Annotated in this window: 12 protein-coding genes and 1 pseudogene; 9 read left to right on the top strand and 4 right to left on the bottom strand. The window is 62.6% G+C overall.

The window, feature by feature from the left end; all coding sequences use genetic code 11:
• The first annotated feature begins 629 nt into the window (after positions 1–629).
• Positions 630–1,295: a ParA family protein gene (locus tag GGR47_RS16800; RefSeq protein ID WP_243403485.1), complete on the top strand. Its 666-nt coding sequence runs from the start codon at positions 630–632 to the stop codon at positions 1,293–1,295.
• A complete protein-coding gene (locus GGR47_RS16795; protein ID WP_043061317.1) occupies positions 1,292–1,633 on the top strand; it encodes a hypothetical protein in 342 nt (113 codons plus the stop codon). Before GGR47_RS16800 ends, GGR47_RS16795 begins: the two co-directional genes overlap by 4 nt.
• Before the next feature lie 725 nt (positions 1,634–2,358).
• Here the strand turns inward: GGR47_RS16795 and GGR47_RS16790 are convergent.
• Positions 2,359–2,625, bottom strand: coding sequence for a hypothetical protein (locus GGR47_RS16790; RefSeq protein ID WP_043061316.1), 267 nt, complete (start codon positions 2,623–2,625; stop codon positions 2,359–2,361).
• 314 nt (positions 2,626–2,939) lie between these two features.
• Between GGR47_RS16790 and GGR47_RS16785 the strand changes: the two genes are divergently transcribed.
• The 3 genes from GGR47_RS16785 to GGR47_RS16775 are packed head-to-tail and all read left to right on the top strand — an operon-like array spanning position 2,940 to position 5,847.
• Positions 2,940–3,560 carry a ribbon-helix-helix domain-containing protein gene (locus tag GGR47_RS16785; RefSeq protein WP_217498064.1) on the top strand — a complete coding sequence of 207 codons (621 nt, stop codon included), beginning with the start codon at positions 2,940–2,942 and terminating at the stop codon, positions 3,558–3,560.
• Positions 3,557–4,984, top strand: a complete 1,428-nt coding sequence (locus GGR47_RS16780) for a relaxase/mobilization nuclease domain-containing protein (protein ID WP_241769347.1) — start codon at positions 3,557–3,559, stop codon at positions 4,982–4,984. Before GGR47_RS16785 ends, GGR47_RS16780 begins: the two co-directional genes overlap by 4 nt.
• Entirely contained in the window at positions 4,981–5,847 is an 867-nt protein-coding gene (locus GGR47_RS16775; protein WP_116462766.1) for a hypothetical protein, read from the top strand. The genes GGR47_RS16780 and GGR47_RS16775 overlap by 4 nt, the downstream gene beginning before the upstream one ends.
• A 64-nt stretch (positions 5,848–5,911) precedes the next feature.
• Here GGR47_RS16775 and GGR47_RS16770 read toward each other — a convergent pair whose 3' ends face one another.
• Positions 5,912–7,330, bottom strand: coding sequence for an argonaute/piwi family protein (locus tag GGR47_RS16770; RefSeq protein WP_043061314.1), 1,419 nt, complete (start codon positions 7,328–7,330; stop codon positions 5,912–5,914).
• Positions 7,327–8,928, bottom strand: a complete 1,602-nt coding sequence (locus GGR47_RS16765; RefSeq protein ID WP_208663142.1) for an SIR2 family protein — start codon at positions 8,926–8,928, stop codon at positions 7,327–7,329. Before GGR47_RS16765 ends, GGR47_RS16770 begins: the two co-directional genes overlap by 4 nt.
• Before the next feature lie 303 nt (positions 8,929–9,231).
• Between GGR47_RS16765 and GGR47_RS16760 the strand changes: the two genes are divergently transcribed.
• The 4 genes from GGR47_RS16760 to GGR47_RS16745 all read left to right on the top strand — a co-directional run bounded on the left by GGR47_RS16760 (position 9,232) and on the right by GGR47_RS16745 (position 11,919).
• The gene (locus GGR47_RS16760) at positions 9,232–9,858 is read left to right on the top strand and encodes a DUF2026 family protein (RefSeq protein ID WP_043061313.1); all 627 of its coding nucleotides are present in this window, start codon (positions 9,232–9,234) and stop codon (positions 9,856–9,858) included.
• Between the two features lie 53 nt (positions 9,859–9,911).
• A complete protein-coding gene (locus GGR47_RS16755; RefSeq protein WP_043061332.1) occupies positions 9,912–10,559 on the top strand; it encodes an abortive infection system antitoxin AbiGi family protein in 648 nt (215 codons plus the stop codon).
• Between the two features lie 119 nt (positions 10,560–10,678).
• Positions 10,679–11,158, top strand: coding sequence for a hypothetical protein (locus GGR47_RS16750; protein ID WP_043061312.1), 480 nt, complete (start codon positions 10,679–10,681; stop codon positions 11,156–11,158).
• On the top strand, positions 11,143–11,919 hold the full coding sequence (locus GGR47_RS16745) for a hypothetical protein (RefSeq protein ID WP_043061311.1): 777 nt from the start codon (positions 11,143–11,145) through the stop codon (positions 11,917–11,919). The genes GGR47_RS16750 and GGR47_RS16745 overlap by 16 nt, the downstream gene beginning before the upstream one ends.
• On the opposite strand, the pseudogene GGR47_RS16740 reads toward GGR47_RS16745, so the two are convergent.
• Positions 11,891–12,254: pseudogene (locus GGR47_RS16740) on the bottom strand (transposase); the annotation flags it as partial. The gene GGR47_RS16745 and the pseudogene GGR47_RS16740 overlap by 29 nt on opposite strands.
• Positions 12,255–12,342 lie beyond the last annotated feature (88 nt).

Raw genomic sequence — 12,342 nt, 5'->3', positions numbered from 1 at the left:
AGCGATGTGTACATGAGTGCGGTGTGAACATGTCGCCGCGGTGAGCTTACGACCACACCAAGGCTGCACTGGGATCGCTGACGTCGCCGGTCGCGAAAGGCGATCGGACAACGCCTCGGCGGTTTGGTTGCGCTGATTGCTCGGTCGGCGAAACTCGGTCAACTCCCATCGCTGGCTGAACGCGGTTGCGTGGAATAGACGCTGGTCGTCCTAAGCAGGCGTGAGGGCAGGGGAGGGCGAGTGCCTCTGCGAGTTTCCTCGTGAGCATGTGCTCAATGTGAGCATGCTCACACGTGGCGCTTGAACGTGCCGTCCGATCGCCGAGCGAAGGCGGTCCCCTGGCGCACGGGGCGATGCTGTCGGGAACGCGGCACTGTGGTCGCTTGTCGGACGCGAGTGCAAGCCGCGTCCGGTGCCTGACCCATTGCCAGCCATCCAACGCCCGCAATGCTCACGCGGTGCCCATGTTCACACGGCTTACATGTCAATAAAGTGCGCAAGCGACCATCGCGCACTTGTCACCAATGGGGGCTTGTGCAACTTTGGTCACACGTTCGCGGCGTGGTTGGTGCGTCACATGTGCACATCCGCCGATCAACCTGAGGAGACATCTGTTGCCGGTGATATCGATGCTGTCCCCGAAGGGCGGGGTGGGGAAGACCACTACCTCGCTCATTCTCGCGACGGTTCTCGCTTCGAAAGGGTCGAGCGTCGTGATGATCGACGCCGACCCGAATTTCCCGCTGTCACGCTGGGCGGCGAAGGACGGGAAGCCTGACAATATCGAGGTGGTACCCGAGATCGATGAGGACGAGATCATCAGTACGATCGACGCGGCGCGTAAACGCGCCGACTATGTCATCGTCGACCTGGAAGGGAAGGCCAGCGCGCGGGCGACCAACGCACTGATGATGTCGCATCTCGCCCTTGTCCCGATCCAGGGCTCCGAACTCGACGCCATGGAAGCTGCGCGCGCGTTCAAGGCGATTCGCAATGCCGGTACCGCGCGCCAGCGCCCCTTGCCCTTTGCCGCGGTTCTGACGCGGACGCCTGCTTCGACGAGGCTGTGGCCGCGTGACCTGAAAGCCGTCGTCGGCAATCTGGAAGATGCAGACGTCCCGATGATCTCGACCGCTATCGCCGAGCGCGGTGCATTCCGCGGCCTGTTCAGTATGGGCGGTACGCTGGACGACATGACTGCGGCGGATGTCGGTTCACTCGACAGCGCGAAGGCGAACGCTAACGCCTTCGCGTTCGACGTAGTGACGCTGCTCAAGGAAGGACTGGGCGCATGAGCGAGAAGCCTGCGGCATCGCGTCGATCGATCACCAGCTTCGCCGCTGATGATGACATTCCGGTCCCCACCGCTGAACAGCTGGCCGCAGCCAAATCAGCAGGGGAGGGGCTGGGCTTTCGCTCCGAAAAGCCGGCTCCCGCACCGGCGCAGCGGCCGGCGCCCAAGGTCCGGCAGCCGACCTTTACCGACGCGGTGCACGTCCGGTGCCGTCCCGAGGATCGTGCTCGCTTCGAGGACTTCGTCTGGCGCAACCGCGTTTCAAAGGGTGAGGCAATGACGCTTCTCCTTGACTTGGCCCTGACCGAAGAGGCGCGGAAGGCAAAAGCCGGGAAGTGACGACAAGCTGACCGGGGAGGGGAGGGGGTAAGTCTCCCGGCCATGATCGCGACCGCCCCGTCGATGGCACTCCGCCAGCACAGCCGGCGTCATACACCGGCCGGAAGGGGAGGGGGGCTGACCGCCAGGGACCATCCCCGTCGCTCCTCATGCCGAGCGACGAATCGGTGTGATTGATCGGCCGCAGGGTGACCGTTCCTGTGTCAGGTAGCGTCGCGTTGGGGCTTGCGCGTGCACGCCAAACGCGGGTCAGCGGCCGTTGGGAAGCGGACCAGCGGCAACGGAGCTCGCTATCTGCCGATAGCCTCGATCGGATCGCCTGGTCGTCATGATCTAGGCAACGTCAGCGACTCCGCACGATCGCCCATGTCCCGCCATCGTACCCGTTGCGACCGCGATGGGGCTGGTGAAAGGCGCGAGGCTAGCGGCCGAGGAGCCTTGGTTGCCGGGAGCCGGTGCCGTCCTCGCTGCGACGGACTGGTGCGATCGCGGGAACGGCATCCGCTACGACGGGTGTGCTACCGACGATCCGTCGAGCGACCGTTCACGACAGCTATCCGAGCTCCGGGGACTGGTCGCCGGCAAGCGGAGAGGGGGAGGGGGTCGCGGGAACGCCGCTCTGATGCCCTGTTCCCTTCGCGCGATCGGATCCGCGAACGGCTGCCGCTGACACGCCGTTGGTCGGACATGCGATCCTCCAGAATACGCTCGCCCCGGCCGACCGATCAGCCCGAGAGCGCGGCCAGTCGTTCAGCCACTGCCTTGCCGCCATGGGAGGCGAGCGCCGCTGCGATCGTGCGGGCGTCGGACTTCTCGATGGCAGCGATCTTGACCCGCTCGAGCGCGGCCAGAAGGACAGGACGACCGGCGTCACGGGCCGCTTCCGTCGCTTGCTTCGCCTGCTCGTCGACGCGCGCCAGTTCGGCAAGCAGCGCCTCGCGTCTCGCCGCGATGGCCGCCAGATCACCGGTGTTGGATTTCGCACGAGGCATGTGGCGTTCTCTCTTGTGCTGCAATTCGTGGACAGCACAAACATGGCCGACCCTCTCCAAGATTACTAGGTATCAGGGTATTGATCTTGTCCAGATCGACGGTGTCGATACCGGACCGGCATCAATGACGACTGCCAAGGCCGTTCGACTGTCGAACATATCAGGCGTCCATGTGCTTGCAATAACCTCGGCAATACAGCCCACTCCGCGTCTGGAGTGATTTCACTCCATCTAATTGGTTTTTGTACGAGGGTGGATCAATTATGAGGGATGGCAGGATATGCCATCTGGCACCAATGTAATACATTGGCTCGATGGCACCGCTGCACGGGGCTTTGAAAGTGGTGATCAGTCTTCGGCTCAAGGACGATCTGATCGCGGAGATCGACCGCGTCGCGGCCGCCCATGGCCAGACCCGGAGCGCCTGGATCGCGCAGATCCTCACGCGCACGGTGCTTGCGTCGGAACATGATGACCTGCCCATCGCGGGGGCGGCAGGTAGGCTCGATCACGAGGGTCATTCAGACGAGCAGGTCCGGGTGACGGTCCGCCTCAACCGGCGCGAGATCGAGGCGATCGATATTGTTGGCGCGCCGCTCGGCCTGTCCCGCAACGAGTGGATCAAACGCGCCCTGCGCTGGCAGCTCTGGGACAAGGCCGCGCAGCTCCGGCTATGCCCGGCCATGAAGGAGGAGGTCGGAAAAGTCCGCAAGCAGATCCTTCTGATCGGCCGCAACATCAACCAGGCGGTCCATGCCATGAATGCCGCCAACCAGCCCGAGAGCAGCCTCGACATCGCGCGGATTGCGGAACCCTTTCTGGAGACGTGCGCCGACCTGAAGATCGTTCTGCACGCCACTCGGCGCAGCCTGTCCGCCTATGTCGGGGGCGAAGTCGCGTATTGGACCGGCGCGTTCGGAGCACCGCGCGCGTGAGCCTCAACCTGTCGCCGGGCACGCTCGACACGATGGCGGGGATCTTCGCGCCAGCGAAGAAGCAGAGGCTCGGCAGCGGGGGCGGGTCGCCTCCACCAGCAAAGCAGGGCGGAACAATGCTGAGGCTCGCGGTCGCCTCCATGTTCCCGAAGGCCACGAGCCGACCGGGTGGCGGTCGCCAACCTTATGCGACGAAGCAGGCATTCGGTGCGGGCGCCCAAGGCGCCGTCAGTCGTCGCGCTATCGCGACGATGGACCGAACCGCACGCCGGGTCCCCGAGGTCCTCGTTCGCATCACGGGACGTCAGCATGGCAGCGGGCACGTGCTCGCCAATTTCGCCTACATCAGTCGCCTTGGTCACGGCACCGACAAGCAATTGGCGCTGTATACGAGCGACGAGGAGGTGCTCCGTGACGGACGCGCCATGCAGGAGCTCGCGCAGGATTGGCAGGAATGGGAGATGGGCGACGATGCCCGCCGCAAGGGCGCGACGTCGCTATCGATGATCCTTTCGATGCCATCGGGTACCGATCCCGAACGCCTCAAGGCGGCCGCGCTGGATTTCGCGCGGGAGGAATTCGCGAACCGGTCCTGGGTCGCGTCGCTCCACATTGACCGGGATCATCCGCACGTTCACCTGACCTTCGCACGGCGCGACCATGATGGTCGACGTTTTCACCCCACCCGTGACGACCTCTTCCGCTACCGCCAGCGCTTCGCCCAGAAGCTGCGCGACCGCGGCATAGAGGCGAATGCGACGCCGGCGAAGGCGAGGGGGGTAGACCCCAAGCATGAGCCGATCGCTGCCAGGAAAGTGCGAGCAAACGGCCAGGTACCGCGGCTCGACACGAACCGCCTCGCGCGCGCACAACGCTTCGCGAACGCGACCACAGCCGATCCGGTTCGGGCTATCCTTACCGAGCAACAGGCCGTCGTCAGGGACGCCTATCTGCAGTCGATCGCCGAGCTCAGTGCCACCCCGTCGGTCGTCAACCAGACGGTCGCGAAAAGCCTGCAACGGTTCGTCGAGGTTCTGCCCGACCCCGAACCGAACTCCATCCAGGCCGCCCATACGCTCCGCGTGCTGCGGGCGTTGGACACCCGACTTGGTGGACTCGAAGCGGAGGCAAGCGATGCGCCAGCGGACCCGATCGCCGCCGCGATCGCCCGGTCCAGCGCGATGAGGGACCGGATCGAGGCACGTCGTCTTCGCGATCAGACGGATGCGGTCCGCTCGCCCGAACCCGTCGACCCCGAGCGGCAGAAGGAGGAAACTCGGACACCAATCACCCGCCACGATCCGGCAACCGCACCGACCGATATCGACGAGGTAATGCGTCAGGTTCAGGAGCGAGAACGCGCGCGGATGGCCCGCGAGCGGGAGCGGGATCGAAGCCCTGGTAGGGGAGGGCCGACGCGATGAGCGATGTCAGTCAGACTGCCGCCCTAGCCGCCATTCTTGACGCGCTGACACTGATGCAGGACCAGGTCGAAGAGATCGGCGAACGCAGCAAGCGCCTCGAAGCAAATCAGGCCGACATCCTTGCAAGGCTCGAGACCATCGATGCTGCGCAGGCCATCGCGACGGACCTCCAGCCTAATCTCGAGCATCTCGCGTCCGAAGTCTCCGAGACCCGGGGCGAGATGGGGGAGGGGTTCGCCCGTGTTGCGCAGGTCGCGGGCTGGGCGCATGCCGCGGCCGCTGGCAACGCCGCTCCATTGCCGGCCGATGTCCTCGACGATCCGCTGCTCGAGCTCTTCGTCATCAGCCAACCCGCAGACCGCACTTCAACCCGCCGCGCCATCGTGGATTGGCGGGAGAAGGCGCGGACGGTCGATACTGCGGCGCTGACCGCTCTTCTGATTAGCCAGTACCGCCCGTCACCGACAGACGATCGCGCAGGCCGCCGTCTGCGATACAAGTTGGCTGCGATCACCCGCGACGAACTGGAGCGTCGAGGTGCTGTGATGCCGCCATTGCCGCGCTCGACAATAGCGGCGGACCGATCGGCCGAGGCGCAGCGCGCGCGGTCCGAGGCGCTGGTCGAGGTGTGGCAAGCGGGGGAGGGCGCAATGCTCTACGCTGAGCCGGAGCTCGCTGGTGCGATGGACATCATGGCGGCGGCAAGGCGGGAGGGTGTTGCGCTGCCTGAGCAGAGCCTAGCAAGCGGATTGGCTGCGTTGCATCAGACGATTTCAGATCGCCTGAGTGTCGGCGACAGACCTGAGTTGGCATCTGATCCGAAGAACGTCGGCGCGAGGGAAGAAATACTCCGTGATCGATAGCTTTGAATCACGTACAATCTGAGGAAGAGACGCTGAAGCCGTGCGCCACATGTCAATGAGCGCGTCACATGAAGAAGCGGAACTGAAACGGGGTACTCCCCAAGCGGGGCATTCGTTTAAGAACCCGCGCTAGGACCTTGGCGTAGCTCATGGTCACGGGTAGGGGATCGTAGAGTCCGTCGTTGTTCCAATTCATCTTGGAAAGCGCCAATGCCGCCATAGCCGTGTCATCCCACGAGCCATGTCCGGCGTGGCGCACAAGCCGGATCGGCTTGGGAGTTCCCCGCCCGCCCTGAAGGTGCGGCCGCTTGCCCAAGCCGTCTACCGCGCCGTGTATCCAAAGCAGCGCGTCTCGTGGGCCGAGCTGTACCAGCGTTCCCCGTTTGACCGGATATGCGGCGGCCTGATTGCGGCGTGGATTGTTGGGGTCCTGCTCCCACCAGACACCACGCCACCCGACCTCATCAACGACTTGGATGAGATCGACCGCTTCGCAGACCGGTAGCGCTTCGAAGCAACCAGCGATCTCGTCGCTTTTGAATTCGGTGGTCTTGTGGATCATCACGCGTCGAGGTGAGCGTCCCCCGTGTCGTCGCCTGTAGAGTTCGAGCGACCGCGTGATCACTCGGAACATCTCGGCACGAGACAAAAACGGGTTCTCCCGTTGTACCTGAATTTCATTGGTATCAAACGCGATAAATTCTAATCCGGCGCCGTCCTCATCGAAAACCTGACTGCAGCAGGTTACGAAACGTGGACTACCGCTGTCGTCATTACGAACGGCATAGGAAATGCCGATGAAGGCCGTTTCCGCCTTGGTGTCAGCCAACTTCCAAGGAATGCCGCCAGCCTTGGCATAGATTGCGAGGCCGATACGCCACATCACGCTCGCTCGACATGAATAGGAGAGCGCGCGCCCTTCACGCACGATCTGGATCGGCATCCCGCGAATTGCTGCAAAGGCCTTCAGATAGTCGTGCAGGTCGAAGTCATCGTCGTGGCCGAAGAAGGCGGCCTCCCAGCGATCGGGCAGGTAGACGAACAGAACGTCGAACTCCGTGCGAAACGCCTCCAAGCAGCGAACTGCTTGGATAAGGCGGTCGGCCAGCAGAGTATGCGGCGCCGGGCTCGCGGCGAGATCGGCGTCCAGTGCCGGCTCAAGTTCGACACGGCACTTGGCCGGTGCCGCGGTTACCCGCGTGTTGAACACGGCCGAGAAGCCCGGCCACTCGGGAAGATAATCGGTTCGTTCACGTGGCGAAAACGTCCGGTGGAGCTCTTGCATGAAGCCGAACAGGCGGGTGGACTCTCCGGCCGGCGCAATGGTGGCAACCCGAATGGGACTGGGCACCTGCGAGGCGGAAAAGGGACCAAACCTCTTGAGGCCGCGTAGCGGATGAATATCTCGATCGCCGCTGCGCTCAGGATGGAAGAGGAGTTCCGGCTCCGGATACCAGACGTGGGGCGAAATTTCGCTGCTCATGGCGTCACCCTGAACGAGAACGCGGTTCGTCGCCCGACGGCGAACGAAGCGTCGATCCCATCTCCAATCCCCAGTGCCCGCACATTCTCTCCGGCAAACAGTCCCGTCCAGAAATCGATGAGCTTATCCGCATCCCGGTTGTAGCGGCGCGCTGTTCGCTCGCGCGCAAAGTCGGCCGCCTTGGCCCGGCTTGCGGTTGAGCCATCGTCGTCCGTATCGATCCGGGGCTCAACCAAGAGCCACAAGCGGTCGTCCGCCCAATCCAAGCGGACCGCTACTCCCTCCCGCCATCGTACCTTGCCGCCGTCGATCCGACCTTGGAGCGGTCCCACCAAGCTGCGCAGCGACCCCCAATGCTCATCTGCCGGGTCGTGCGGTGCCAGGATATGGACGTTGCGCCGCCGCTGGGCATCAAGCCCATGTACACTGCACAGCCCACGAACCAGCGCCTCTCGCAGCAGGCCTCGTTCACCGGAATCGTAACGCAGTCGCCGATCCTCAAAGACGGACAGATCAAAGTCCGTGATATCGTAGGGGGCGAAGACGCGGCGAAACTCCTGGTCCGAGCCGAACCCAATGACTCCCCCGCTGGTGCGGGTAGCAATCAGATCAGCCTTCGCCGCGAGTATTGCATCCCGGACGTCTGCCGCCCCACCAATTCCACAAACGACGCGGCGGGCGTTTGTCGGTATGGATTCGACCTCGATCCCATTTAGTCGGACGAGAGGCCAGTTATGTTTGCCGGTCAGCGCCGGGGCGGCTGTCCACCAGCGTTGCTTCTGACCCAGGCTGTCGAGCGCTGTCGAGTCGAGGTCAGGCAACAGACGCACGAGATCGCGAAGCGCTTCGTCCAAATTCTCGATACGGACCAGCCCGCTGTCGACGCCAACCGCCTGGGCGCGTTCGAGCAGCTGGTTGACGCGTTCGAAGGGTGGCTCCTCGCCGCGATGCAGCCAAAACAAGCCTCCCGGGAAGGCGCCGGGGCGTTCGAGTGCTGCCTCGAGCGCATCCATAATGGACGCATCGCGTCCGCTATACCCCCCGACGACCAGACCGGATCGGCGGCAGGAATCGACGAGCACCTCTCTGAGCTGTGCATCCTGCTGCCTGAGCTCGTCGGGTGTGTTCTTGAGCCGGCGGGACCGGAAATCGCCGTGCAGCTTGACCTCGATAGGCCATTGCTGCGCTGCAATCTGCTCGGCTGCCAGATCAGGCGCATCAATGGCCACGACGCTGAGCGACTTGGTGGTGCCATAGGTTTGTGCGCAGGCATCCGCGACGAGGTGATCGAAGTTGGTGGTCCAGATCAGGTGAGCATGCCCCGCCTTTAGCAGGGCAGCGAGCGCTAGGTGGCCATAAGCAGGCTTTGCGCCGCCGATCATGCCATCGATGAACGTTCGACGGTCCTTCTCGGCGGGATAAGCTGCTTCGAATAGCGCCGCATATTCGTCCGGAGCACCGGGGACTGGTAAGCTGCCCGATCCGCTGACATGGGCGTCGAGCAACGCACGCACACTCGGATTGCCGGTGTCGGCGATGGTCGAAAGCGGCACCCGCCGCTGCGCCGCATAGAGGATCTGCTTGAACTGCCAGATCATGTCCCATGCGGTGGGCACGCCCGCAGAGACAGACGCACCCGCGCCCAGAAACCACATGAGCTGACCAGGTCGCAGCGCGAAGCGCCGTGCGAAGTCATCACTATCTATCTCAGGTGCCAAGCCATTCCCCTCCCGGGCCACGCTAGCCAACTCAGGCCGCCTGTAAAGTAGAGGCAGCCAGCGTTGTGAGATCGGTCGGACTGAACCAAAACACCCGCTTCTCGAAATCTGCCGGTTCTCGTCAGTGCCGCAGGAAGCCGTCAGCTCTAGGCACTGGCCTGGGGCGATCACATATAAGACTGTATGAGCACTTTTCTGCTTCCGTTATCCGAGTTCAACCGCATCCATCAGGTGATCCACGGCACGATCAAGGACGAGGGCAATCCCGGCAAGGCGTGCACGCTCTTTGCCTGCATCGGCGCCTTAATCTTGAACAAGCATTACAAGATACCGGCCAGGGCGGTAGCCGGAGGTTTTGCGCTATGCGTCGAACCCGAGAAGGTCATGTTCTTCGGGCGGGATGGGGGAGGTACCGTAGAGTTCGACGAAGACGGCTTCCACATGTGGGTCCAAACCGAGACCCACGTGATCGACTTCATGTCTCCCTTGTACCAAGAAGCGTTCCAGGACGTGCAGCAGGAAGTGGCCATTCCACGCCGAATGTTGCAGAAGCGGCTATCCGATGAAGCACCCGACCTCAACCAGCTAAAGAAGGCCGGCGACTACTTTACGATGCCCGATCCGGAGCTGAGCGAGCGCTTGATCGATCACGTCCTAGACCGGCCTATCAACACCGATATTATCCACATCGCTGAAACATGGTTCGGCACGCGTCGAGGTAAGCAGAAGCCATCGCTGACGATCGGCAGCAATGACGGGCTGGTTCGTGACCTGCGGCTGCCGGCGACCGTCGCGCGAGGAGCTTGGTAAGCCATGGCAGTTGCACGATGCCGCTCCGGTTCGCCTAGCCCATGGCCCCTGCGATGCCGCTGATCGGCACAATTGATCCTGCATGGAAGGACATGTCCAAATACGTAGTCCACTTCGCCAAGGAGTCTAAGTTCAAATCGGCCTATGATAACGCAATTGCGATCCTGTACGAGCGGCGCATTGTCGCGATGAAGGCGTTCGGTGCCGGACGCCATCTTCCGCACGCCAAGCGCTCGGTCTGTTTTAGTGAGGTGCCGCTTCATCACTTCAAGCGCCTGGCTGACGCGCGAGGTCAGCACGGGATCGGCTTTCGCAAGGAGTTTCTGGTCGAGCGAGGCGGCGGGCCGATCCTCTATGCCTATAAGGATACGCCGCAGGCGCAGGCGATCAATGCCCTGGTCCATAGCGCAGCCGGCGATCCGGCCGCTCCGGTCTGGAATTTGGCGCCCTTTGTGGACTTGCCCGGCACCTATGGTGTCTCGACCTACCTTTTCGAGTGGGAGCGCGAGTGGCGACACGTCGGCGACCTACCGTTTGCAGAGACGGAACCGGCGTTCCTAATTATTCCCGAAACGCTCCACGATGCCGCCAGAGGCTTCTTCGCCTCCGCTAAGCTCGATCATGTCGGCCCGAGCTACGAGTGTCCGTTCATCGATCCCTACTGGAGCGAAGACAGGATCGAGATGGCGTTGTCGGGCTGAGCGCTTGGGTGTTGAAACGGATCTCAATCGGTTGCGCTGTCTGGATGTAAGCGTTGTCGGCACGGCAGGCGAGACTGCACGGAACGACCGACAAGCTTTGCTCACCACGGAGATCAAGCGTGACCTGCATCTACTGTCCTTCCGACGGCCCTTATACTGAAGAGCACGTCGTCCCGGCGGGCATGGGCGGTGACGACGGCAAGTGGTTGCTGAAGGATGTCGTCTGCGGGGTCTGCAATACTGACGTTTTCTCTCCCATGGAAACGAAGGTAATGCGCGCCTCTCCTCTGGCGATCGCCCGCTTGTTCAAGCAGACCCGGTCACGAAAGCGGGGCAAAAGGACTGCCGCGCCCTCTATTTACGCGCCGGTCAGTTACTTTGATGATCCACAGTCCGGTCTGCTTCTTGAACAGGAGCTTGGCAGCGGAGGCCAGTCAATGGTTTGGCCGCAAGTGAACTACGTACCGCCCGAACGGATGACTGTCAGCGCGACCGACGCGGCGTCGGCGAACGAGTTGATTCGCGATCTGGGGCACTCGCCGACCTGCTTACGCTTTGTGAAAAGCTGCGGGACGGTGTCGAGGTGCGTTACCGTCTGACTTTCTTGCGCTGGGACGGCGTCGCTTACCAGCCGGGCGAGGTCGACAGCGCCGCAGCAGCGCCGCGCGGGGCCGTCTGGCTCGAGCCGCTCGAGTACCCAAATACCGAAACAACCGGAACTCTTACCGCGCGTGTCTTTCGTAGGGGCAGGGGGGCGATGACTTGCCGGGCGGAAGATGTCGAGGCTGTCGCCAGCCTGCTAACCCTAATCCGTCAAAACCACCCGAAGCTCGTCGTCCCCGCTGACGCCACCTCAATCAGTACCGACACGCCCGGAATCCATCTTCGCCAGACCATGGATCCCGTTGCCTATGACAGAGTGCTGGTCAAAATAGGCGTAAACGTCTGTGCTCATCTGTTTGGAGACGCAGCTGTTCGGACGCCAGCATTTGCCAGCGCCCGAGACTATGCGCGCTACGGAACTGGCAGCGTCGTTCAGCTTTCGATCGAGGAAGCCAAGAAATTTACCGAAGCTTTCCCGGTGCTCGCACACCATCATCTGCTCCTGGTCGCCACCAAGACACCGGAGGGCGAAAAACCTGGCTGTGTCATGATCACCATGCAGTTCTACGGGGGGCTGACGCATTCCTATTTGCTTGCCGTGGGCGACGTGGTCCCGAACGCCGCAGACCCAATCTTCGTTGTAGTCGACTATGAAGCCAACGTGATCGAGCGTCACACTCCGGAAAGCTTTTCACGGTTCGCGAAGCGAAACGGTGCGACTTGGCGTCCTATCGACCTAGCTGGGGGGAGTAGCTAGGGTCTGGACTCGTTGATCGCAGCCAGGAGATGATGGTGGCCGCGAGGCGACGTCGGAGAAAAAGGCGTTTGGGCACCGATCGTAGCGGGAGCCGACACGGCGCCAGTCCTTCAGACGGCCGAACATGATCTCGATGCGGCTTAGTCGTATCTGAGCGACTCTTTACCCGACCTTCGACGCGGGATGCCGGGTTTAATGCCCTTGGCGTTAAGAGCATTCCTGACCCGACGGCGTCATAGCCGCGATCACTGAGCAGCCACTGCGCCCTTGTGCGGGTCGTCGAGCAGCGCCGCCGCACCGGTGTAATCGCTGACCTGGCCCGCGGTCATGAAGAAGCTCGGGCCGAAGAAAAGTCGTGAATGACCGCGTGTGGGATCGCGTCGCCCATGCTGATCTTTGAGGGTCTAATTATCTGGCCATCGG

Source organism: Sphingomonas aquatilis (assembly GCF_014196115.1).
In the GTDB taxonomy this organism is placed as follows: Bacteria; Pseudomonadota; Alphaproteobacteria; order Sphingomonadales; family Sphingomonadaceae; genus Sphingomonas; species Sphingomonas aquatilis.
This window is presented reverse-complemented; position numbering and strand designations above follow the sequence as displayed.